The 22,643-nt window shown below is 71.6% G+C and carries 14 protein-coding genes and 1 pseudogene; 6 read left to right on the top strand and 9 right to left on the bottom strand.

Annotated features, from left to right (window positions below; translation table 11 throughout):
- Window positions 1-38 precede the first annotated feature (38 nt).
- Window positions 39-1,073 (bottom strand): ABC transporter substrate-binding protein, encoded by a 1,035-nt coding sequence (locus ACIGW4_RS23250; protein ID WP_123451777.1) that lies wholly within the window; start codon window positions 1,071-1,073, stop codon window positions 39-41.
- 231 nt (window positions 1,074-1,304) lie between these two features.
- Between ACIGW4_RS23250 and ACIGW4_RS23245 the strand changes: the two genes are divergently transcribed.
- Together ACIGW4_RS23245 and ACIGW4_RS23240 are read left to right on the top strand one after the other, a co-directional pair.
- Complete coding sequence (locus tag ACIGW4_RS23245) at window positions 1,305-2,438, top strand: hypothetical protein (RefSeq protein ID WP_123451779.1); 1,134 nt, start codon at window positions 1,305-1,307, stop codon at window positions 2,436-2,438.
- A 47-nt stretch (window positions 2,439-2,485) separates the two neighbouring features.
- On the top strand, window positions 2,486-2,620 hold the full coding sequence (locus ACIGW4_RS23240) for a hypothetical protein (RefSeq protein WP_260174325.1): 135 nt from the start codon (window positions 2,486-2,488) through the stop codon (window positions 2,618-2,620).
- A gap of 87 nt (window positions 2,621-2,707) precedes the next feature.
- On the opposite strand, the gene ACIGW4_RS23235 is transcribed toward ACIGW4_RS23240, so the two are convergent.
- Genes ACIGW4_RS23235 through ACIGW4_RS23225 form a run of 3 tightly spaced genes read right to left on the bottom strand, consistent with a single transcriptional unit; the run spans window position 2,708 to window position 5,639 of the window.
- Complete coding sequence (locus tag ACIGW4_RS23235) at window positions 2,708-3,670, bottom strand: 3-oxoacyl-ACP reductase (protein ID WP_398710828.1); 963 nt, start codon at window positions 3,668-3,670, stop codon at window positions 2,708-2,710.
- Window positions 3,671-3,683: 13 nt separating this feature from the next.
- A complete protein-coding gene (locus tag ACIGW4_RS23230; protein ID WP_359589971.1) occupies window positions 3,684-4,760 on the bottom strand; it encodes a Zn-dependent alcohol dehydrogenase in 1,077 nt (358 codons plus the stop codon).
- 24 nt (window positions 4,761-4,784) lie between these two features.
- Window positions 4,785-5,639, bottom strand: a complete 855-nt coding sequence (locus tag ACIGW4_RS23225) for a MaoC/PaaZ C-terminal domain-containing protein (protein ID WP_123451784.1) — start codon at window positions 5,637-5,639, stop codon at window positions 4,785-4,787.
- Window positions 5,640-5,913: 274 nt separating this feature from the next.
- Here ACIGW4_RS23225 and ACIGW4_RS23220 point away from each other — a divergent pair, with 274 nt between their 5' ends.
- From ACIGW4_RS23220 to ACIGW4_RS23205, 4 genes are read left to right on the top strand one after another with little or no spacing between them, the layout of a single operon-like run.
- A complete protein-coding gene (locus ACIGW4_RS23220; protein WP_123451786.1) occupies window positions 5,914-6,822 on the top strand; it encodes an ABC transporter ATP-binding protein in 909 nt (302 codons plus the stop codon).
- Window positions 6,819-7,541 carry an ABC transporter permease gene (locus ACIGW4_RS23215; RefSeq protein ID WP_398710827.1) on the top strand — a complete coding sequence of 241 codons (723 nt, stop codon included), beginning with the start codon at window positions 6,819-6,821 and terminating at the stop codon, window positions 7,539-7,541. The genes ACIGW4_RS23220 and ACIGW4_RS23215 overlap by 4 nt, the downstream gene beginning before the upstream one ends.
- A gap of 9 nt (window positions 7,542-7,550) precedes the next feature.
- Window positions 7,551-8,702, top strand: coding sequence for a sensor histidine kinase (locus tag ACIGW4_RS23210; protein WP_399582620.1), 1,152 nt, complete (start codon window positions 7,551-7,553; stop codon window positions 8,700-8,702).
- Window positions 8,699-9,304 (top strand): response regulator, encoded by a 606-nt coding sequence (locus ACIGW4_RS23205; protein WP_399582618.1) that lies wholly within the window; start codon window positions 8,699-8,701, stop codon window positions 9,302-9,304. Before ACIGW4_RS23210 ends, ACIGW4_RS23205 begins: the two co-directional genes overlap by 4 nt.
- 107 nt (window positions 9,305-9,411) lie before the next feature.
- On the opposite strand, the gene ACIGW4_RS23200 is transcribed toward ACIGW4_RS23205, so the two are convergent.
- From ACIGW4_RS23200 to ACIGW4_RS23180, 5 genes and pseudogenes are all read right to left on the bottom strand, one after another.
- Window positions 9,412-9,810, bottom strand: a complete 399-nt coding sequence (locus tag ACIGW4_RS23200) for a hypothetical protein (RefSeq protein WP_399582616.1) — start codon at window positions 9,808-9,810, stop codon at window positions 9,412-9,414.
- Window positions 9,810-16,775: a polymorphic toxin-type HINT domain-containing protein gene (locus tag ACIGW4_RS23195; protein ID WP_399582614.1), complete on the bottom strand. Its 6,966-nt coding sequence runs from the start codon at window positions 16,773-16,775 to the stop codon at window positions 9,810-9,812. Before ACIGW4_RS23195 ends, ACIGW4_RS23200 begins: the two co-directional genes overlap by 1 nt.
- A 205-nt stretch (window positions 16,776-16,980) precedes the next feature.
- Entirely contained in the window at window positions 16,981-20,670 is a 3,690-nt protein-coding gene (locus ACIGW4_RS23190; RefSeq protein ID WP_399582613.1) for a LamG-like jellyroll fold domain-containing protein, read from the bottom strand.
- A 523-nt stretch (window positions 20,671-21,193) separates the two neighbouring features.
- Window positions 21,194-21,364, bottom strand: a pseudogene (locus tag ACIGW4_RS23185) (MFS transporter); the annotation flags it as partial.
- A gap of 73 nt (window positions 21,365-21,437) precedes the next feature.
- A complete protein-coding gene (locus ACIGW4_RS23180; protein ID WP_399582611.1) occupies window positions 21,438-22,634 on the bottom strand; it encodes a lipid-transfer protein in 1,197 nt (398 codons plus the stop codon).
- Window positions 22,635-22,643: the final 9 nt, after the last annotated feature.

The following is a 22,643-nucleotide window of genomic DNA, read 5'->3' as shown; positions in this document are numbered from 1 at the left end:
TTCACGGGGTAGCCGCCGCCTGCTTCACGAGATGGCCCCTACTTCACGAGGTAGCCGCGCAGGTCGTCGAGGACGCTGTTCGCGGCGGTGACGCCGAGGCCGAGGTACCAGGTCTCGTCCGGGACGTCCTTGGCCCGGCCGGCCTTGACGGCCCCGAGGTTCTTCCAGAGCGGGTTGGCCTGGGCGGTGTCCTTCTTGGTGGCCTTGGCGTCGCCGTAGACGCCGGTGAAGATCCAGTCGGCGTCGGCCTCGTCGATCCTCTCGGGGCTGATCTCGGCGGCGAGCTCGTCGATCTGCTGGTTCTTCGGCCGGGGCAGGCCGGCGTCCTCCAGGATCGTGCCGATGAAGGAGGCCCGGGCGTAGAGGCGGATCTTGCCGGGGAGGTAGCGGACCATGGAGACGGTCGGCTTGTCCGGGCCGATGTCCGTGCCGAGCCGCTTCGCCTTGGTCTCGTAGGCGGCGAGCTTCGTCTTCGCCTCGGCGGTCCTGTCGAGCGCGGCGGCGTTGAGGAGGTAGTTCTCCTTCCAGGTGAAGCCCGGGCGGATGGAGAACACGGTGGGCGCGATCTTCGACAGCTCGTCGTACTTGTCGGCGGCGCGCAGCTGGCTGCCGAGGATGAGGTCGGGCTGGAGGTTGGCGATGGCCTCCAGGTTGAGGTTGTTGATGGTGCCGACGGACTTCGGGGTGCCGGCGTCCTTGGCGAGGTAGGCGGGGATGCCGTCGTCGCCCTCGGAGGGGGCGTAGCCGACGGGCTTGACGCCGAGGGAGACGACGTTGTCGAGCTCGCCGACGTCGAGGACGACGACCCGCTTGGGGGCGGCCTTCAGCTCGGTCTTCCCGAGGGCGTGGGTGAGGGTGCGGGGGAACTGGCCGGGCTTCGCGTCGGTGCCCATGGCCGCGGTCTTGGCGGCGGCGTCGCCGAAGTCCTTGCCGCCGGTGGCGACGTCCTTCTTCTTGGCCGTGTCCTCCTTCTTGGCGGGGTCGGAGGACCCGTCGCCCCCTCCGCAGGCCGCGAGCGAGAGCGCGGCGGCGAGGGCGACGGCGGCGGCGGTGCCGCGGCGGCGGAGGGACATGGGAGGGCTCCTGTACTGGTCGTCCCGGCGGGATGTACGGACACGGCCCAGCGGAGGCGAGACCTCCACTTAGGTTCGCCTTACCTTACTCACCATGGGCCACTCCAGCACAACCGCCCCCTCCCCCTCAGCCGAACCGCCGCAGGGCCACCCTTATGTGTGAAGTGACCCTGCTCGTGTTGTTCGGCTGGAAGTGCGAAAACTAGCTTCGTCGCCGGAGGTGACGAGTCGATGACAGCGTGTGCCATCGAGACCACGGCCGAGGACGGCGACCGCGACCCCGTCGCGGCACGGCCGGCAGGGTTCACGATCACGGCCAACGGCGCGTACGCGGCCAGGCTCGCGGGCGAGGGCGACGCCCTGTACGTGGAGAGGTGGACGCTCGACGGCCCCGAGCCGTACGCCGTGCCGCTCCCCCTCGACCAGCCGGAGGAGCCCGGCACCCGGCTGCTGCCCCTCGCGGACGGCCGGGTCCTCGTCGCCCGCCGCGTCGACGGGCGACGGAACACGTTCTCGCTGCTGTACCCCACCGGCCCGGCCACCGGCGAGCTCCGCCTCGGCGCGGTGGAGGCGCCCGGCTCCGAGCGTCTGGTGCTGCTCCCGCCCTCGCCGGACGGCATCTGCGCGTACGCGATGTGCGTCGGCCCCGACACGACGACGCTGTGGCTGGTGGCGGGCGGCGCCTTCGGCCCGGAGCGGGTGGCGGAGATCAGGGGCCGCTGCACGGGCGGGGTGTGGCTGGACCGCACGGGCCGGATGCTCGCGCTCGACCGGCGGCTCGACGACGGACCGGTGAAGGCGGTCGCCGTCGACCTGGAACGGGGCGGGGAGGTGACGCCGCTGCTCCAGATCACCGAGGGGAGCGACGACCGGCTGCTGCTCGCCGACCCGGACAGCGGACTGCTCCTGATCCGCTCCGACGCGCCGGGGCACGACCGGCTCGGCTGGGGGGTGCTCGGGAGCCTGCTGCCGGTGCGGTTCCCCGAGTGCCTGCGGCTCGACGACGCGGCGGTGACGCCGTTCGCGGTGCAGCCGGGGCAGGTGTTGATGCCGGAGAGCTGCGCGGTGGCGCTGCGGATCGACGCGGCGGGCGGCAGCTGGGTGGGCGTCTGGCAGCCCTCCTCCCGCCGGATGGCCCAACTGGCCGCGCCGCAGGGCTGGCTGGCCGGGGCGGGCGTGTGGACGGCCGAGGGCGTGCTGCGGCTGCCGTACGCGACGGCCGAGGTGCCGTGCGGGCTCGCCGGTCTGGAGATGCCGCCGGAGCCCGAGCCCGAGCCCGAGCCGGTGGTCGTCGAGGAGCCCCGGGTGTGCCGTCCGGTGCCTTTGCAGCAGGCTCCTCTGACGGACCGCGGACCGGCTCGTTAGACTCACGGCCGCACAGCAAGAGCAAGACGTACGGGGTGAGTTCCAGCATGTCCGAAGGAAGCACGCAGGGTACGGAGTCGCACGGCTCCGGGAAGCACCGCGGTCAGGCGTCCCCGGCGGAGGACTCCACGTCCTCGCCGCACGGCCGGCACCGCCGCGAGGGCGACGCCCACGCGCACTGAGGAAGAGACGAAGGGCCCCGGGGTCACCCCGGGGCCCTTCGCCCTTCCCCACCGCCCGTCCTCCGACGGGTCCCGCCACCCCGTGGCTCAGCCCTTCTTCAGACCCAGCACCTCCGTCGCCGCGAAGGTCTCGCCCGCCGGGCGGGACGCGTAGTGCGGGGTCAGGAGGGAGTCCAGCTCCTCGTACGTGAACGCCTCCTTGGCCGTGTCGAACTTGGCCGAGACCTTCGGCCGGTCCACGACCGCCACCATCCCGCCGTGCACGACGAGCAGCTGTCCGTTGACCCCGGCCGCCGCCGGGGACGCCAGATAGCCGACGAGCGGGGCCACGTGGTCCGGGGACAGCGGATCGAGCTCGCCCTCGGCCGTCGGCTCGGCGCTCCCCTTGCTTGCTGGAATGGCCGCGAAGACGTCCTCGGTCATCCGCGTCCTGGCCCGGGGGCAGATCGCGTTCACCGTGACCCCGTACCGGGCGAGCGCGAGCGCCGACGAGGTGGTCAGGCCCACGATGCCGCCCTTGGCCGCCGCGTAGTTCGGCTGACCGGCCGAGCCCGCGAGGAAGGCCTCCGAGGAGGTGTTGACGATGCGGCCGTAGACGCCGGCCTCGCCCGCCTTGGCGCGGCCCCGCCAGTGGACCGCCGCGAAGTGGGTGGTGTTGAAGTGGCCCTTGAGGTGGACGCGTACGACCGAGTCCCACTCGTCCTCGCTCATCGAGAAGACCATCCGGTCGCGCAGGATGCCCGCGTTGTTGACCAGGACGTCCAGCTTCCCGAACTCGGCGACCGCCAGGTCGACCAGGGCCCGTGCCGTCTCGAAGTCGGAGACGTCGCCGAGGTGGGCGACCGCCCGGCCGCCCGCCGCCCGGATCTCCGCCGCGACCTCCTCGGCGGGCGCGGCGGAGGCCTCGCCCGAGCCGTCGCGGCCGGGCTGCCCGTAGTCGTTGACGACGACGGCGGCGCCGAGCCGGGCCAGTTCCAGGGCCTCGGCGCGGCCGAGTCCGCGCCCGGCGCCGGTGACGATCGCGCTCAGCCCCTCAAGAGGCAGTGACATGACCGGAGTCCTCTCAGATCTCGATGCAGGTACGGAGGGCCGCGCCGGTCCGCATCTGCTCCAGGGCCTCGTTGATGCCGGCCAGCGGCACCCGGTGGGTGATCAGCGACTCCAGGTCGATGCGGCCGGCCCGCCAGAGCGCGATGGCGCGTTCGTACGAGCGGAGCACGTCCCCGCCCCCGTACATCGAGGGCAGGATCCGCTTCTCGTCGAAGAACAGCTCGAACATGTTGAGCTGGAGGAAGTCGTCGAGGGCGCCCGCGCCGACGACGCAGAGGGTGCCGCCGCGCCGGGTCGTCTCGTACGCGGTGCGGGCGGTGGCGGACCTGCCGACGACTTCGAAGACGTAGTCGAAGCCCTCGCCGCCGGTGATCCGCTGCTTGGCGTCGGCGAGCGCCTCGGGGGCGACCGCCTCGGTGGCGCCGAACCTCAGCGCGGCCTCGCGCCGGGACTCGACGGGGTCGACGGCGACGATCTGGGCGGCGCCCTGGAGCCTGGCGCCCTGGATCGCGGAGATGCCGACGCCGCCGCAGCCGATGACGGCGACCGACGAACCGGCCTCCACCTTGGCGGTGTTGACGGCGGCGCCGAGGCCGGTGGTGACGCCGCAGCCGATGAGGGCGGCGATGTCGAAGGGCACGTCGTCGGGGATGGGGACGGCGCAGCCCGCGTCGACGACGACCTCCTCGGTGAAGGTGCCGGTGCCGGCGAAGCCGAAGACGTCACCGCCGGGGCGCTTGAAGTTGGGCGTGCCGGCGTTCATGAAGCCGGCCAGGCACAGCTGCGTCTGGCCGCGCTTGCAGGCCGGACAGCTGCCGCAGGCGGGCAGCCAGCAGAGCAGGACCCGCTGGCCCTGGCTGAGGCCGGTGACGCCGTCGCCGACGTCGAGGATCTCGCCGGCGCCCTCGTGGCCGGGGACGAAGGGGGCGGGCTGCGGCAGGACGCCGCTCATGGCGGAGACGTCGGAGTGGCACAGGCCGGTGGCCCGCACGCGGATCCGCACCTTGCCGGGGCCGAAGCCCACCGCCTCGACGTCGTCGAGCACTTCGAGTTTGTCCTGGCCGATCTCGTGCAGTACGGCTGCGCGCATGGTGCGGCTCCCTCCGGGACGGGTCTACGAGTGTTCGACGAGGGTGTCGGCGAGGACCGGGGCGTCGTCGCGCTCCACGGCCGTCACCGCCACCTGGACGCGGCCGTCGCCGGCCCACATCCGGATGCGCAGGGTCTCGCCGGGGAAGACGATCCCGGCGAAGCGCGTGCGGTACGCGCGGACGCGGGTGACGTCGCCGCCGAGCAGCGTGTCCACCACCGCCTTGAGGGTCATGCCGTACGAGCAGAGGCCGTGCAGGATCGGCCGGTCGAAGCCGGCGAGCTTGGCGAACTCGGGGTCGGCGTGGAGCGGGTTCCAGTCGCCGGAGAGCCGGTAGAGCAGGGCCTGTTCCTCGCGGATCGGCCGTTCGACGTCGGCGTCGGGCGCGCGCTCCGGGAGCGGGAGGCGCTCGGAGGGGCCGCGGTCGCCGCCCCAGCCGCCCTCGCCGCGCACGAAGATCGAGGCGTCGCTGGTCCAGAGCGGGCCGTCCTCGTCGGCGGCCTCGGAGCGCAGGACCAGGACGGCGGCCTTGCCCTTGTCGTACACGGCGGCGACGCGGGAGGTGGAGACGGCCCTGCCGCCGGTGGGCAGGGGGCGGTGGAGGGTGATCGACTGGCCGCCGTGCAGGACGGCGGCGAGGTCGATGTCGATGCCGGGGGCGGAGAGTCCGCCGACGACGCCCATGCCGGCGCCCGCGACGGTGGCGAAGCTGGGCAGGACGTGGAGCCGGGACTCCAGGGTGTAGCGGAGCTCGTCGGGGTCGGTTGCGGGGACGCCCGCGCCGAGGCCCAGGTGGTAGAGCTGGACGTCCTTGTGGTCCCAGGAGATCTCGGCGCTGCGGGGTTCGGCGGCGACGGCCTTGGCGGGGTCGATGGGCATCGGGCTGCTGCTCCTCGTTCCATGGAAGACCTCGGCGCGGCCGTCCGCACCGTCGGCCGCACCGAGGCCGTGCGGGGACCGTCCCGTACGCGCCCGTTCTAGAACGCGTTCTAGGTCGGTGGACCCCATGTATAGCCGAGGCGACAGGAGTTGGGAACCCTCCTGACGACACGTCAGAAACCTTCGGACGAAAGGCACCCGGGACATTTGTCACGGCCGGGTCCGTACATCCACGCCTGCCGGGCCGTACCCCCCGCTCCGTAGCGTCGTCCCCATGAAGAACGAGACAGCGGTCGCCTTCACCGGAGTCACCCGGTCCTTCGGACCGGTCCGCGCCGTGGACGGCATCGACCTCACCATCCGGCGCGGCGAGACCGTCGCCCTGCTCGGCCGCAACGGCGCCGGCAAGTCCACCACCATCGGCCTGCTCCTCGGCCTCGACGAGCCCGACGGCGGCGAGGTGCGGCTCTTCGGCGACACCCCGGCCCGCGCCGTCGCGGCCGGCCGGACCGGCGCGATGCTCCAGGACGGCCGCCCGGTCCCCCGGACCACCGTCCGCGAGCTCGTCACCTTCGTCGCCCGCACCTACCCGAAGCCCATGCCGGTCGCCGAGGCCCTCGCGCTCGCCGGCCTCACCGAACTCGCCGACCGCCGGGTCGACCGCCTCTCCGGCGGCCAGGTCCAGCGCGTCCGCTTCGCCGTCGCCCTCGCCGGCAACCCCGAACTGATCGTCCTCGACGAGCCCACCGCCGCCCTCGACGTCGAGGCCCGCGAGGTCTTCTGGGACTCGATGCGCGGCTACGCCCGGCGCGGCAACACCGTCCTCTTCTCCACCCACTACCTGGAGGAGGCCGACGCCCACGCCGACCGGATCGTCGTCATCGACTCCGGCCGCGTCCTCGCCGACGGCACCGGCGAGGACCTCAGGCGCGCGGCCGGCGGCAGCTTCGTCGCCTTCGACCTGGCCGGCGGCCCCAGCGCGGGCCTGGACCTGCTCCCCGGAGTGACCTCCGTGGAGATCCGCGGCGACCGCGCCCGGCTCCACACCGACGACTCCGACGCGACCGTCCGCGCGCTCGCCGAACGGAACGCGATCCGGGGCCTCGAAGTCGCCCCCGTGTCCCTCAACGACGCCTTCCTCGCCCTCACCGCGCACGCCCGCCCCCTGGAGACGACCCGATGATCACCGAGTACGTACGCCTCGAAGTCCGCCGCACCCTGCGCGACACCGGATTCGCCGTCGGCGCCATCGCCGTCCCGGTGATGATGTACCTCCTCTTCACCAACCTCGGCGGCCAGAACGAGGAGGAGTGGAAGACCGCCTCCATGGTCGGCATGGCGGCGTACGGTGCGCTCGGCGCCGCCCTGTCGATCGGCACGGGCGTCGCCGAGGACAAGGGGTCCGGCTGGCTACGGCAGCTGCGGATCACACCGATGAGCCCCCGCCAGGTCGTCACCGGCCGCGCCCTCACCGGCTCGGTGGTGGTGCTGCCGTCGATCGTCGGGGTCCTCCTCGCCGGCGGCCTCGTCAACGGCGTCCACCTGGCGGCCTGGGAGTGGGCCGTGGTCGCCCTCGCCCTCTGGCTCGGCTCGCTCCCCTTCACCCTCCTCGGCATCGGCAACGGCTACCGGTTCACCGCGCAGACCACCGGGGTCGCGAACATCGCCTGCAACCTGGGCCTGGCGGTCCTCGGCGGCCTGTGGTTCCCGGTGAGCCTCTTCCCCGACTGGCTGCGGTCCCTCTCCGCGTACACCCCGACCAACCGCTTCGCCGAACTCGGCGTCTCGATCGCCTACGGCCACGCCCCGGGCGCGACGACGCTCGCGGTCGTCGTCGCCTGGGCGGCACTGTTCGGCACGTACGCGGCGGTCTCGTACCGTCGTTCGGCGAGGACGGCGTAGGGAGTGGACATGACGAGACGGCAGCGGTGGAGAACGACGGCACGAGAACGCTCCGACCGGGGCCCGAGCGGACTGAGCCTCCTCCCCTGGCTCCTCATGGGCCTCGGCGCGCTCTCCCACCTCCTCGGCGGGGACGCCCCCAACCCGTGGATCGGCGGCCTCGGACTGCTCGCCTTCAACACCCTCTACATCGCGATCGTCTTCCGGGCCTTCGACCGCCGCAGCCGTGAGGCCCCGCTGACCTGGTGCCTCCTCGCCGCCCTCGCCGCGCTCACCTTCGCCCTCGCCCTCGGCTACGGCCGGGAGTGGCTGCTCCTCTTCCCGCTCCTGGGCCTCGCGGTCGGCGCGGTGGTGCGGGGCAAGGAGCGGCTGCGGTACGTCGCCTTCCCGCTGGTCGCGGCGGTCGCGGCGGTGACGTTCTGGCGCGACGGCTGGGACTCCTTCGGCGTCGTGTACGGCACGTTCATCTCCGTCATGGTGACGGCGGCGATCCTCGCCCTCGACGAGACGGTCCGGGAGCTGCGCGAGACCCGCGAGGAGCTGGCCCGCACGGCGGTGGAGAAGGAGCGGTTGCGGTTCTCGCGCGACCTGCACGACCTGCTCGGCCACACCCTCTCGGTGATCGTGGTGAAGTCGGAGGTCGTCCGGCGGCTCGCCCCCCGCGACCTGGACGCGGCCCTGGCACAGGTCGCGGACATCGAGTCGGTGGGCCGTCAGGCGCTCACCGAGATCAGGGAGGCGGTGACCGGCTACCGCGAGGGCAGCCTCGCCACCGAGCTGGACCGGGCGCGCGACGCGCTCTCCTCGGCCGGCATCGAACCGGTCGTACGCCGTTCGGGCCCGCTCCTGGAGCCCCAGACGGAGGCCCTGCTGAGCTGGGTGGTGCGGGAGTCGGCGACCAACGCGATCCGGCACAGCAGCGCCACTCGCTGCGAGATCGACCTCAGCGGCACCACCGACCGTGCCCGGCTCACCGTCACCGACAACGGCCACGGCCCCTCCGACACCGCCCCGGGCAGCGGCCTGCGCGGCCTGCGCGAGCGGGTCGCCGCGGCAGGCGGCACTCTTGTCTCGGGGCCGGCTCCGCGGGGCGGGTTCCGGGTCACCGCGGAGCTCCCCGTGGAGACCCCCGCACCGCACGAGGGGGAGCCCACGGAATGATCAGACTGCTGCTCGCCGAGGACCAGGGCATGATGCGCGGGGCGCTGGCCCTGCTGCTCGGGATGGAGCACGACATCGAGGTCGTCGCGCAGGTCGGGCGGGGGGACGAGATCGTCGACGCGGCGCTCGTCGCGCGCCCGGACGTGGCCCTGCTCGACATCGAACTCCCGGGGCGTTCGGGCCTCGACGCGGCGGCGGACCTGCGGGACGAGGTCCCGGACTGCAAGGTCCTGATCCTCACCACCTTCGGCCGCCCCGGCTACCTGCGGCGGGCGATGGAGGCGGGCGCGGCGGGCTTCCTCGTGAAGGACGGCCCCGTGGAGGACCTGGCCGAGGCGGTCCGGCAGGTGCTGCGCGGCGAGACGGTGATCGACCCGGCCCTCGCGGCAGCGGCCCTCAGCGCGGGCCCGAACCCGCTGACGGCCCGCGAACGGGACGCCCTGGCGGCCTCGGTGGACGGCGCGACGATCGCGGACATCGCCGCGACCCTGCACCTCTCGGAGTCCACGGTCCGCAACTACCTGTCCTCCGCGATCGGCAAGACGGGCACGCGGAACAGGATGGAGGCGGTGCGGGCGGCGCGGCGGCAGGGGTGGTTGTGACTCCTGCCGGCGGGGCGGGCCGGAGACGCGGAAAGGCCCCGGGCGAAACGCGCCGGGGCCTCCGTGTCGGTCCGGGCCTTCTCACGGGCCGGACCGATCCGATCGGACTAGTTCGAGGTCACATCCCAGACTCCGAGGACCTCGGGGAAGTCCGGGGCCCTCACGATGAGCCGCGGAAGACCGCGTTCGGCCGAGAGGAGCGCGTCGACGACGCTCTGCGCTTCGGGCGAGCCCAGCCCGCCCACGACCGGCCAGACGACCGGCTCCCCGCCGGGGGAACCGAATTCCCCCAGGAGAATCGAGGCGTCCGCGCCCGGAATGCTCCAGAGCCCGTAGAGCCGGTCGTCCGCACCGGAAGCCTCGAAACGCTCCGCGAAGAGCCGGAAGTACCAGCATGCCTCCCGGCCGGTGGCAAGGACGCCCTCGAGGGGGCCGTCCCGCCAGTCGAGGACGATCAGCACGCGCGGCGTTCCGAGCCCCGCGTCAGAGCCTTCCATCGTCTGCATCAGTTCCGTCCGAACAGTAGGTTGAACCGCTTCTGAACCGCCGTGTCCACGGGTTTGGGCAGGATCAGAGTGTGGTGCATGGGATTGTTCCTCGTGGGGGTGAAGATCAACGAGAATCCCGCTTCTTCCACTTCTTGCTTGGTCGCAAAGGAAGCGCCTTCCGCCGGGCCGTCAGCCACCGTGACCGAAACACCATGGCCGAAGGACTTCTCGTTCGCCTCCGCCTTCTGAGCCTGTCCCGCGAGTCGACCGGTGCTCTCCTTGCTCGTACCGAACCGGGCGAAACCCTGGCTCGGATTGCAAGTGCAAGCCTGGCCGAAGCCGGGCAGCCCGTTGCCACAGTTGTGCACCAGCAGCGGAGTGGACGCCGCCAGCACGTAGTACGCGTGGATGTCCTCGATCGTGAGGTCATGCGTGCGCTGGCGCTTCGTGTAGTGGCTGAGCGCCGTGATCTGGACCTTCGTCCCCGCGCTCGTGCGGAGCCACTGGCCCGTCTGCAGGTCGCCGGCCGGGACCCATTCCTTCAGGGCGGGGACCCAGAAGGGGTGGGTGTCGGTGGCGGTGATGGTGGAGAGGGTGTCGCCCGTCGCGACGGTGATCTCGGTGAAGGCCTTGTCGTCCTCCGTCCGGATGGTGTCGACGACCTTCTTCTCCGTGGTCTCGCCCGTCTCGACGTCCGTGGTGACGACGGTGTCGCCGACCTCCACGTCCTCGATGTCCTTGGTCGAGCCGTCGGCCATCAGCACCTTGGTGCCGGGCAGGAAGGAGTGGCATCCGCCGATGAGCTTGGCGACGCCCTTCTCCGCGAGCTTCCCGACACCCGCTCCCACCACGCCCGAGGCTGCGCCCCAGACGGCGCCGTTGGCCTGGGCCGTCAGCTGGCCGGTGACGCTGTTGTCCGCTCCTGGTGTCAGTGCGTTGTTGAGGGCGGAACCGGCGGCACCCGCCACCGCGCCGCATCCGGCCGCGGCCGCGAATCCGGCGCCGCCCGAGACGAAGCCGGCGCCGACCGCCGTGCTGACGCAGAGCCCGCCGACGACGACCTCGGTGACGACCGAGATCACCTCACGGTGCTCCACCACGAACTTCTTGGTGCTGTCCCAGGCGTTCGACAGGCCGCAGGTGGAGTACCAGGGGCAGTCGTCGGACTTGCCGCCGCCACCACCGCCACCACCGCCACCGCCGCCACCGCCACCGCCACCGCCACCGCCACCGCCGCCACCGCCGCCGCCGCCGCCGTTGTACTCGGGGCACTGCGGGTTGGTCAGGCTCGGGCACGGGGCGCCGCCACCGCCACCGCCGCCACCACCGGTGACGGGGAGACCTCCCTTGCACGTGATGCCGTACTTGCTCGGGTTGTCACATTCCGGCACCTTCTCGCCGGTCGGGTCGGCCAGGGTGGTCGGGCTGTTGTGGGCGTAGGAGTAGCCGTTCAGCGACTGGTGCTGGTCCGGGGAGAGCAGCGGGTCGACGCTGATGAACTGGCCGGTGACCGCGTCGTACTCCCGGGCCCCGACGTGTGTGAGGCCGGTCGTCCTGTCGAGCGTCTTGCCGAGGAAGCCCTTGTCGTTCCCCCAGCTGCCGACGGATCCGCCGCGCTCCGAACCGAAGGGGTTCATGAAGCGCTTGGTGACCGTCTGCGAGACGTCGGAGGTGATGCCGACGCTCTGGGTGCCGTGGTGGTCACCGGCGAGGAACGTGAGCTTGTTGACGCCGAGTTCGGTGGAGCGCATGGCGACCACGCCGCCGCCGGCGGAGTAGCTGCGCTGGGCCCAGACCGCCGCTCCGCCCGAGGGGACGTGCAGTTCGGTGGAGCCCGCGTACAGGACGCGTTCGCCGCCCTCCGTGGCGCGGATCAGCAGCTCGCCGTCCGCGTCGTACAGGTAGTCGGTCGCCTTGCCGCCCTCGGTGAGCTTGCCGAGCTTGCCCTCCGAGGACCAGATCAGGTCCTGCTGACCCGTGGCTCCGGGGCGCCTGGTGGTGTTGCCCTGGCTGTCGTAGCCGTAGACCTTGTCCTTGGCCGGGTCGGCCGCGGCGCACGGCGTCGTCGTCCGCGTGGTCGTGTAGCGGAGGGCGTGCGGCTGGTTGGTGGCGTCGTAGCAGTAGGTGGTCCTGGTGTCGCCGGTGGCGGCGTGCTGGGTCTCGGTGTCCCGCTGTCCCGCCTTGTTGTAGGTGTACGAGGTCCAGTACGGGGCCGGGCCGGACAGCTGGGTGACGTCGCGGGTGCCGGTGCAGTCCTGGGACGCGGGGGTCCAGGCTTCGAGGAGACGGCGGTGGCCGTCGTAGGCGAAGCACTGTTTCTCGGCCTTGCTGGTGCCGCCGAGGGTCGTCGGGTCGGCGATCGACGTGACGTTGCCGGCCTGGTCAAAGGTGTAGGTGAGGTCCTGCAGCATGTACGGGTGCGTCTGGTCCGTGACATTGCTGTTGGTCAGGCGGCCGGTGCCCTCCTCGTAGGTGTGGGTGACGTAGACGTTCCGGTCGCCGGTGCCGCCCATGCCCAGGGTGAGCTGCCGGACCTGGCCGGTGGCGGAGTAGTCGATGTTGCGGACGTACCCGCTGGTCCCGGTGACCGAGGTGAGCTGGCCGACGCTGCCGTAGCCGTACTTGACCGTCTCGGCGGGCAGTCCGCCGAGGGCGGGCTCGGACGCGGTGTCCACGGACCCGTCGATCCGGTACGTGGTGGTGTACGTCAGCTTGCCGCCCGGGACGGAGGCGGTGAGCGCGTCTCCGGCCGGAAGCGTGACCTCGGTCGTCGAGGGGCGGTTGAGCGCGTCGTAGGCGGTGACGGTCTTGGTGTAGGCCGAGCCGGTCTCACCGTTGACGTAGCGGGTCGCCGCCGTCGGGTAGCCCTTCAGCGGAGCGTCGTAGGTGCGCTTGGTGAGCAGGTACTCGGGCTTCTGCTCCCCCGCCCAGGTGGAGGTGGGACGACCGATGGCGTCGTAGGCGGTGATGACGCTCTTCCCGCCGCCGGTGGTCTTCACCGGCCGGTCGAGGAGGTCGTACTCGGTGGTGGAAGCACCCATGTCCGGGTCGGTCGCGGTCTTCTCGCGGCCGAACAGGTCGTAGGTGTACGTCCACGCGGCGTTGTCGGGGCCGGTGATGGACTTCTGCTTGCCGTCCGGCGTGTACGTGAACTTCGTCGAGGTGTACGTCGCGCCGAGCGTCGCACCGAACTGCGGGTCGGCGGGGCTGCTGCCCGCGTATTCGCGGGTCTCCGTGGTCCTGCCCCGGACGTCGGTGATCGTGCGGGACGCGGATCCGCCGTCGGGCGCGGTGGTGGCCACCGAGTCACCGGTGTAGCTGGTGGTCGTCTTCTGCTTCTCGACGCCCAGCACGAGCAGGGCGCTGGACACCGGGCGCTCGGCCCCGTCGTACGACGTCAGCGTCTGGACGGGCGCCTCGCCGTATTCGGCGCGCGCGTACGTGCCGTTGGGCGTGACGGTGTTGTCGAAGATGTCCGCGTACGTCTCGTAGGCGAGTCCGCGGGAGTCGTAGCGGGTGTCGGTGAGGACACGGCCGCCCTGCGGGGTCGGCCGCTGGGTCTGGAGGGGCCGCAGCAGCGCGTCGTAGATCGCGTAGGTGGTCTGGTAGGTCTCGCCGTCGGCGTTCAGCATGGCGCTGGAGACCCAGGACTGCTTGGTGTTGCTGACGGAGTAGGTGTACTTGCTGTTGGGACTCTGGGTGCCCCGGTCGCGGTTGGGCAGCCAGACGTCCGTGACCCGGCCGAGCGCGTCGTAGGCGAGCTCGGTCTTCTTCAGGTTCGCGTCGTAGATGCGCACCGGCAGGCCGCGGCGCGGATCGACGTACGTGACGTTCTGGTGGGTCAGGGCGTTGGCCTGCAGCGTCCTGGTGAGCGGACCGGCGGTGGCCGGCGTGTACGACGTGGTGGTCGACTTCAGGTCGGCGTTGGTGACCTTGGTCGGCCTGCCGAGCACGTCGTAGGCCGTCGTGGTGCCCTTGTCCCAGGTGACCGCCCCGCCCGTGCCGTAGGTCGTGGCGCGGCCCACCCAGGTGGGAAGCCCCTTGGTCGGCTGCATGGTGGTGGTCCACGCGAGGCCGTCGTAGGCCGTGGCCGTGTCGGACAGGACGTTGCCGCGGGTGCCGTCGGCGTTCTCCAGCTTCAGGTCCGTCTCGGCGAAGGTGCAGCCGAGCGCGACCGTGCGCACGCGTGAGACGAGGTTCTTGAGTCCGACGGTGTCGTTGTCGGCGTACCAGGTCTGGGTGCAGGTCTCGTCACCGCCGGCGGCGAGGTCGCCGGTGTCGAGGACCTTGACGGGACGTCCTTCCGCGTCGAAGGAGACGGTGTCGGTGGCGCTGGAACGCCAGGTCCCGGAGGCCGTGAGGTAGGTGTACGCGGTGGTCTTGTCCGTGCGGACGAAGCGGGCCACGTGGTCGCCGGCGTCGGGGACGCCGGTCTGACGGGCGGTCTCCTTCGACCACGGGTCGTTGACCGTGGCCGAGAGCGGGGTCGCGCCGTCGTAGACGACCTGCTCGCGCAGGGTGCCGTTGTACTGGTCGGTGTCCTTGATGCCGGCGACGCCGATCGCGGGCTGGGCGAGCGGGGCCAGCGTCACGGACTTGGTGGTGCCGTCCTTGTTCGGGTCGCCGTCCATGCCCTGCATGTAGAGGGAGACCGTCTTGGAGCGGACCGCGGCGTTGCTCGATCCCTTCTGGACCGTGACCTGGCGGTAGCCGCGCCAGTCGGACCAGGTCCGCTCGGCCTTCTTGGTGAAGGGGTCGTCGTTGTAGTGCCAGGCGGCACCGCTGTACGTGTACTCGTTCTCGACGGTGTCGTTCTGGCCCGCCGGGTCGGAGGTGGTGACGCTGAGCACGCGGTACTTGTGGAACCAGTCGACGGACGCGTCGGCGGCGCCGTTGATGTTCCAGTACAGCGGGTAGCAGCTGCGGGTGTTGGTGTCCTGCGGCGCGGTGAGGACCTGGCTGCGGACGCACTCGGGCGCGGAGATGCCCACGGTGGTGAGGGCGCCGGTCTCCGAGGTGATGGTGGAGACGCGGGGCCGGGTCAGCGGCAGGATGTCGTCCGTGCCGTCCACCCGGTTCGGGCGCATCTGGTACGTGAACGAGAGCGGGTTCGTCGTGATCGCGGTGCCGGCCTTGGCGGTCCGCTGGACCGACTTCAGCGTCAGCACCTGATCGGAGGTGTCACCGATGTCGCCGCCGTCGAGGTACTGCTGGGTGAACGCCCAGGAGTCGACCGGGTCGTAGGCGCTGGTCGCCGTGTTCCAGCTGAAGGTGCTGACGTCGGTGAGACGCTTGCGGGTGAAGAACGACGGGGACTGGGTGAGGCACTCGGTCGAGTCCTTGGCGCAGATCGCGTCGAAGGGGACGTCGGGCCACTTGTCGGCGGTCTCCTTGGTGAGGGACGTGCAGTCCGCCGCCGTGCACCGCTCCGCGTAGCCGAAGGTGACCTTCGCGTCGGCCTTGTCCGTGAAGAGCTCGCCCTTGCGCAGGCCGTAGGTGATCTCCTTCAGACGGCCGCTGCGGACGTACTCCGCGTCGGCCTTCGTCGCCTTGTTCTTCTTGTAGTAGTTCGTGTCCTTGTCGTACCAGTAGGTCGACGCGTTGCCGCGGGTGTCCTCGACGTAGTCGAGGTTCCAGCGCCAGGCCTGGGTGACCGCCCGCTCGGCGAAGGTGGTGCCGGCGCTGTAGCCGGGCTCGCCGGAGTCGTCGCCGAAGACGGGCACGGTCCAGGTGGAGTTGGTGCGCTGGGTGGTGGCGCCGTCGAGCTTGTCCTGGCCGAAGACGTACTTCGTGCCGTCGCCGCTGACGACCGTCCAGTACTCGCCGTCGTCGTCGCCGTTCGTGGCGCCCGTCAGCCGGGTCACCTTCGAGGCGTCGTCGCCCTCCAGCTTCCAGACGCCCGCGGTGGCCGTCTTCACCAGGCGGGAGGACTTGCCGTTGAGCACGATGCGGGCGTTGTCGTACGTCCAGCAGCGGTCACCGATGTCCGTGTGGCCGTCGTCGTCGCAACTGCCGTAGCTGCGCTCGATGTACGACTCGGTGAGGGTGAACCCCTCGCCGACGGAGGTGGGCTGGTTGTTGGTGGTGGCCGTGCGGCCGTCGATGCTGCTGGAGTCGTAGGTGATGGTCAGGCTCGGGGCCGGTCCGGCGGCCGCGGGGGGCACCGAGAGGCCGTACGACCAGGTGAACGCGCCCGAGCTGCCGCCCGCCGCCCAGGAGGACGAGGAGGTCAGCGGGGTGGCGCTGTAGTCGCCCGTGCCGTTCGCGGACTGGCCGGAGCCGCCCGAGGTGGTGAGGGCCATGACCATGGCGCCGCTCGTCGAGGACGCGGCGGTGCCGAGCTGGGTCTCGGGCCCGGAGGCCGAGGCGGCGAGGTCGACGTCGGCGGAGACCGTGTGCGTGTCGGCGTCGTTGTCGGAGGCGAGCGGGGTCTGCGTCCGGCACTCCGCCTTCTCGGGCGTGGTCAGGGCGCATTCCGGGAGCCGGACGAGCCGGAGGCGTCCGGACCAGCCGCCGCCGACCGCCGAGGCGAAGGCCCCGTAGTCGACGCCGATCCTGGCCCTGCCCGCCGTGTCGGCCTCGGCCGTGAGGACGACGCCGGTGATGCCGAGCCTGTCCGCCGCGCTCTGGCCGAGGACGGCGACGGTGGCGCCGGTGCCCTCGGCCGCGGCGGCCTTGCCCGCGGCGGGGGCGAGGGTGACGGGCAGGCCGCCGGGCGACGCGGTGGCGCCGAGCTTCAGGTCGGCGGTGCCGGCCTTTGGCCAGGCGTCGCCGCGCTGTTGTTCGGAGCGGGCGCGGAGCGCCTGGGAGGCGTTGCTCCGCAGGTCCTCGGCCACCTGTCGGCGGGCCTGCTTCGCTCCCGGCTCCGTGACCGGCTTGACCTTGCTGACGCGCTGCGCGGGCAGGTCGGGGCGGCCGAGGCCGCCCTTCGTGCCGTCGGCGGCGACGACCGGGGTGAGGCCGATCGGTATGGAGAGTGCCACGGCGAGCGGCAGCACCACGAGCGCACGGCGGCGCCTGCGGCGGGCTCTGCCCTGCCGTGTTGTCGAACTACCTATGTCGAACACCACAGATGCTCTTTCCCGTCCTTCGACGATGTGTGAGGGCGGCAGAGCGCCGCCCGTGACAGGTCGGGCCGGGCACCACCGCGTCGCGCGGTGCCGCCCGGCCCGACGGGACCGGTTCCGGTCAGGAGCCGATCTGAGCCTCGATCTGGTTCTCGTTGTTCATCGCACCGGCCCAGATCCGTACGTCGGCGACCTTGGCCGGCAGGAAGTGCTTCCACAGCCCGCCGGTCATGCCCTTGCCGACGGCCAGCTCGCCGGTGCCGGCCTGGGCGGTGTACTTCTCCCAGTCGCCGTTCTGCGAGGTGCCGACCCGGAGGGCGATCTCACCGCTCTGGGCGTCGAAGATGCCCGTGAGGCGGACGGTGGCGCCGAGGACCGCTTCCGCGTCCGACTGCACCGCGGAGAAGGTGCCGTCGGTGTTGAGGCGGCCGAAGAACCAGTAGCCGACCGGGACGGTCTCCTCTTCGAAGGTCTCCTCGTCGAGGACGGTCTTGGTGCCGGTCGTCTTGAACCAGAGGCCCCAGGAGGAGCCGTCCGCCGTGCGCTGGCCGACGACCTGTCCCGTGTAGCCGACGCCCTTCGCGAGGACCTTGGCGCGGTCCAGCGCGACCTGCGTCGACACCGTGAACGAGCCCGTGTCGTCGATGACGGGGCCGGTGACGGTCGCCGCGTCGTCCACGCCGTCGAGGACGATCTCCTCGCCCGAGAGGGCCGCGCCGCCCGCAAGCGTCATCACGCGTCCGTAGCCCGAGTCGGGGTCCGCGACCGTGGTGCCGGAGGTGTTGGCGGCGGACCAGCTGCCGACGAGCTCCACTCCGGTCATGCCGCCGGGCATCGTCAGCCGGGCTTCTTCGGCCACCTCGGAGTCGATCAGGGCGCGCTGCCAGGCGGCGACCTCGTCGATCGAGCCCTTCCAGTAGTCGTAGTACGCGCCGCGCCACCAGACGCGGCCGATCTGGAACTTGCCGGTGGACGTCCACGACTGCACGACCGTGCGCGTCCCCTGGAGCTCACCGTTGACGTACAGCTTGATCAGCTTGGTGTTGTTGTCGTACACGGCGGCCAGGTGCGTCCAGGCGCCGATCACGGCGGGCCGCTTGGACTGCACGATCTGGTTGCTGATGTCGCCGTCCGTGGCGTCCTTCGGCGAGGTGCGCAGCTCCCACTTCTTGGAGTCCGCCCGGTAGCCGAGGTAGAAGGCGCTGTACCAGCCGCCCGTCATGGTGCCGTCCTGGCCCAGGGCCGTGTTGTTGCGGCTGCCGTCCTCCAGACGTACCCAGGCGGAGACAGTGTAGGACGAGCCTGTGCCGACGACGGGACCGTCGGTGGAGGCGTAACCCGTGGTGCCGGCGAGGTTGAGTCCCTTGTCCGTCACCGGCGCCTCCAGCGGCACGCCGTTCGCGTCGTGCGTGATGAGCCCGCGCCGGCCGCGGTCGTCCCGGTTCACCGGGCCGGACAGCGTCGCGTTGGAGTCGCCGCCCGTGGGGGCGCTGTCGAGGGCGGTGCCGGTCGCCTCGTCGAAGTGCCAGCGGCCGACGGCGTCGGCGCCGGTCGCCACCTTGAACAGGACGGCGCTCGTGGCGCCGGCGCGTCCCAGGGTGTCCTTGGCGCGGACCTCGAGGGTGTACGTGCCGGAGGCCGGGGGCGTGACGTTCGCCTTGAGGACGCCGGGCGCCAGCGCGTTCCACGTGGTGGAGGGGGCCAGACGCCAGTCGTACGACTTGTTGTTGGTGTCGCCGGTGGCGGGGCCGAAGGTGAAGCCGCCGACCACGCCGGGGGCACCGCCGGCCGGGCAGTCGTTGGGCAGGCACTCGACGTACGGGCCGTTGAAGGCGATGGTGGGCTTCTTGGGCGCGGTCGGGTCGACCTTGAAGTAGCACCAGCTGGAGTAGCCCGAGGACTGCGCGTGGGTGCCGTTGTCGTAGAAGACCTGGGTCAGCGAGGTGTAGCGGTGCAGCGGTCCCTCGGTGAGGGTGCTGGGCCAGGAGGTCGTGACCTTGACGTTGTCGCCGACGAAGCCGGTGCCGGAGGGACTCGCGAGGCCCGAGCCGGACCAGGTGCCGTCCGCGGCCTGCTTCTCGATCCGGAACCACGCCTTCAGCTTGGCGCCGCTCTCGCCGCCCGCGGCGGTCTGCGGCGTCGAGTTCAGCGTCGGCGTCGGGTCGGAGACGACCGTCGGGTCGGCCGCGTTGGTGCTGCACACCGTGCCGGAGCCGCCCACGATGCCGACGCCGGTCGGCTTCGCCGGGTAGGCGACGTAGCTGACGCGGAGGACGGCGTCGTCCTTGAAGCGCTTCCAGGCCGACGTGTCGGTCTCGTCGTGGGCGCGCAGTTCGAGCGTGAGACGCGAGAAGTTGCCGGCCGCGAAGGAGGCGACGGTCGGCGTGAGGTTCTCGTTGGTCTCCTCCGGGTTGTCGTTGAACTCGATCGGCGCGTCCGGGGAGTCCGGGTCGCAGAGCGAACCGCGTCCGGCGGACACGGACCGGTCGACCATCCAGTCCAGCTCCTTGGGCCGGCCGGCCCAGGTCGTGGCGGAGGAGATGTTGTCGGTACGGACCAGGTCGACCGTGCGCGGGTCGCACTGGAAGGCCCACGGCTCGGTCACGGCGAAGGTCGCGTCGAGGACGCGCTTGCCCTTGAGCTGGTCGGGCGCGAACTCGAAGTACAGGCGCTGCACGTAGCCGGGACCGCAGTAGTAGCCGTTCCAGCTGCCGCACTCGCCGACGCCCTGGCCGCGGCCGTCGCTGCCGTTGCCCCAGCCGTACGACTCGTAGCCGTCGCTGCGCAGCAGCGTGCGCTCCGACTCGCCCCAGGTGACCGTCGGGTCGATGAAGAGCGGGAAGGCGGAGGCGTCGTTCGTGGCGAGCATGGCGGCGTCCGGGACGACCGACAGCGAGCCCTTGCCGAGCTTGACGCCCATCCGGGCGACCTTGTCGCCCTGGCCGGGGGCGAGGCCCTTGCCGGACGGGGCGCGCTCGATGCGGGAGGCGTCCGAGCCCGAGGGCCGTCCGTCCGCGGCCGACGCCTGCTTCTGCTGGGCGGCCGGGGTCGCGGCGGACCGGCCGGCCGAGTTCCACATCTGCGCCGGCGGGGCGCGGAAGACGGTCTTGCCGGTCTCGTCCACGGCGCTGAGGTTGCCCGCCGCGCCCTTGCGCACGTCCAGGCCCTTGGCCTTCAGCCCGAAGGTCAGTTCCCTCAGCTTCGGGTTGGCCGCCGCCTTCGGCGTCTTGACGACCAGCACGTGCTGGAAGCTCTCGACGGTGGCGGTGACCTTCAGGTCGACGTCCGGGAGCACCTCGCGGTAGACGGCGCTGCTGCCGTCGAGGACGGGCGCCGGCAGGGTGCCCTGCCAGTCGAGCTCCAGGGAACGTCCCTGCTCCTCGATCGAGACGAGCGGGTCCTCGGAGCCGCCGCGCGAGAAGGTCATGACCGCCGAGGCCGCCTTGGGCCCGATCGAGCCGTCGGAGCGGCGGACGAGCGTGGCGTCCGGCGTCTGCCAGCCGCCACCGGGCTTGGCGACCCGGACGGGGACGGTGGACTGCTCCAGCGTGAACGTGTAGCCGTCCGGATTGGCGAACACCGTGGTCCGCTCGGAGCGTTCACCCTGGACCTCCACGCGTTCACCCGACTTCTTGGCCTCCGCGAGCGCGCGGTGCCCTTCGTCGAGCTTGATGTTCTGGTCGGTCGTCGTCGCGACCGACGGTGCGGCCGCCTGGACCGCGGGCGCCGGGAGACCCAGCGCCATGACGACCGCCGACAAGGCGATCGTCGAGCTGCGGGCACGCCGGCGCGCCCACTGCTTCTTCACCATCCCCACCCCTAGTTACGCAAAGAACACAGCGAAACCACAGAATCGGATGGTGAACGAGGGCCGTCAACCCTTCCCCCAAGGCGCTGACCTGCATAAAAACCGCGCCAGTTCGGACATTGGGCCCAGATTCCACCGCCGGGCAACGGGAGGCGGAACGCGAGGGAGACCACGGAGCGTAATGCACCTGGGGCCGCGGACTCACGGCCTCGGGAAATGGCTGTACGCCGATTCAAGGGGGCAAACCACCCCGCTCCCCCCACCTCGCCGCCTCAACCGGATTTCATGACTCCGAATTCGACACGCAGTGCTTACATCGCCATGTCGACATAGGTGGTGACGCAACTCACATACCGAGATCGCGCTTGGAGGGAACTCTTCCGGTGCTCTTCGGCAGCCACACCAGCATCAGCAGGGCCGCGCCGACGAGGACGGCCGTCGAGACGCGGAAGGCCGCCGCGTAACCGGCGGTGAGGCCGGCGGGGGTCGCGGCCGGGCCCGTGACAGCGGTCGCGAGCGTGGTCAGGGCCGCGATGCCGAGGTCGGCCCGCATCGACGGCAGTGCGACGTTCGCGACGGAGACGTCGAGGACGACGAGGAACTGTCCCGCGCAGGCGGTCAGGACGACCGTCCAGGGGCGGGGGGAACGTCGGGCGGCGGAGGACGCGGTCGTGGTGGCGGAGTCGGTCTGCGACATGAGCGTGATGGCCGCAAACCGGTTGCGCCCCGTACATACGCCGTGAGTCCCACGGCTCGCGGCCCGTGCGGAGCTACGCCTTCCGCAGCAGCGTCACCACCGCCGCCCCGCCCAGGCCGATGTTGTGGGCGAGGCCGACCCGGGCCCCCGCCACCTGCCGGGCGTCCGCCTCGCCGCGCAGCTGCCGGACCAGTTCGGCGGCCTGGGCGAGGCCGGTGGCGCCGAGCGGGTGGCCCTTGGAGATGAGGCCGCCGGAGGGGTTCACGACCCAGCGACCGCCGTACGTGGTGGCGCCGGACTCGACGAGTTTGCCGGAGGCGCCCTCCTCGCACATGCCGAGCGCCTCGTACGTCAGCAGCTCGTTGACGGAGAAGCAGTCGTGGAGTTCGACGACGTCCACGTCCTCGATGCCGAGGCCCGAGCGCTCGTACGCGAGGCGGGCCGCGGCCCGGGACATGGGGCGGCCGACGGCGTCGATGCAGGAGCCGGAGGCGAAGGACTCCTCGGTGTCGGTGGCCATCGCCTGCCCGGCGATCTCCACCGCCCTGTCCCGCAGGCCGTGTTCGTCGACGAAGCGTTCGGACACGACGACGGCGGCGGCCGCGCCGTCGGAGGTGGGCGAGCACTGGAGCTTGGTGAGGGGCCGGTGGACGGTCTTCGCGGCGAGGATCTCGTCGACCGTGTAGACGTCCTGGAACTGGGCGTGGGGGTTGTTCGCCGAGTGCTGGTGGTTCTTGGCGCCGACGGCCGCGAGCTGCACCTCGGTCGTCCCGTACCGCTCCATGTGCTCCCGGGCGGCGTTGCCGAAGATCTGGGCGGTGGGCGGGGACGCCTCGAAGCCGTGGGCGGCGGCCATGATCCCGTAGTGCCGGGCGACGGGCGAGGTGGAGAAGTCCCCGGCTCCCGCCCCGCCTCCCAGCGAACCCCGGCTCATCTTCTCGAAGCCGAGGGCGAGGACGCAGTCGGCGATGCCGCCCTCGACGAACTGCCGGGCGGTCATGAGGGCGGTGGAGCCGGTGGCGCAGTTGTTGTTGAGGTTGTAGACGGGGATGCCGGTGAGCCCCAGCTCGTAGACGGCGCGCTGTCCCGCCGTGGAGGCCTGGAAGCAGTAGCCGACGGCGGCCTGCTCCACGCGCGCGTAGGGGACGCCCGCGTCGGCGAGGGCCGCGGTGCCGGCCTCGCGGGCCATGTCCCAGTACTGCCAGTCCCGGGTCTCCGGCTTCTCGAACTTCGTCGTTCCGACGCCGACGACGTACGCCTTGGTGGTCATCGTGCTTCC

The organism is Streptomyces sp. NPDC053513 (assembly GCF_044544765.1).
GTDB lineage: Bacteria > Actinomycetota > Actinomycetes > Streptomycetales > Streptomycetaceae > Streptomyces > Streptomyces litmocidini.
Note: the sequence above shows the minus strand (reverse complement) of the source record. Positions and strands in the feature narration are given on the sequence as shown.

Bases quoted from the DNA above. Each gene is read 5' to 3' on its own strand.
- ACIGW4_RS23250 (WP_123451777.1), bottom strand. From the start codon at position 1,073: ATGTCCCTCCGCCGCCGCGGCACCGCCGCCGCCGTCGCCCTCGCCGCC.
- ACIGW4_RS23245 (WP_123451779.1), top strand. From the start codon at position 1,305: ATGACAGCGTGTGCCATCGAGACCACGGCCGAGGACGGCGACCGCGAC.
- ACIGW4_RS23240 (WP_260174325.1), top strand. From the start codon at position 2,486: ATGTCCGAAGGAAGCACGCAGGGTACGGAGTCGCACGGCTCCGGGAAG.
- ACIGW4_RS23235 (WP_398710828.1), bottom strand. From the start codon at position 3,670: ATGTCACTGCCTCTTGAGGGGCTGAGCGCGATCGTCACCGGCGCCGGG.
- ACIGW4_RS23230 (WP_359589971.1), bottom strand. From the start codon at position 4,760: ATGCGCGCAGCCGTACTGCACGAGATCGGCCAGGACAAACTCGAAGTG.
- ACIGW4_RS23225 (WP_123451784.1), bottom strand. From the start codon at position 5,639: ATGCCCATCGACCCCGCCAAGGCCGTCGCCGCCGAACCCCGCAGCGCC.
- ACIGW4_RS23220 (WP_123451786.1), top strand. From the start codon at position 5,914: ATGAAGAACGAGACAGCGGTCGCCTTCACCGGAGTCACCCGGTCCTTC.
- ACIGW4_RS23215 (WP_398710827.1), top strand. From the start codon at position 6,819: ATGATCACCGAGTACGTACGCCTCGAAGTCCGCCGCACCCTGCGCGAC.
- ACIGW4_RS23210 (WP_399582620.1), top strand. From the start codon at position 7,551: ATGACGAGACGGCAGCGGTGGAGAACGACGGCACGAGAACGCTCCGAC.
- ACIGW4_RS23205 (WP_399582618.1), top strand. From the start codon at position 8,699: ATGATCAGACTGCTGCTCGCCGAGGACCAGGGCATGATGCGCGGGGCG.
- ACIGW4_RS23200 (WP_399582616.1), bottom strand. From the start codon at position 9,810: ATGCAGACGATGGAAGGCTCTGACGCGGGGCTCGGAACGCCGCGCGTG.
- ACIGW4_RS23190 (WP_399582613.1), bottom strand. From the start codon at position 20,670: ATGGTGAAGAAGCAGTGGGCGCGCCGGCGTGCCCGCAGCTCGACGATC.
- ACIGW4_RS23180 (WP_399582611.1), bottom strand. From the start codon at position 22,634: ATGACCACCAAGGCGTACGTCGTCGGCGTCGGAACGACGAAGTTCGAG.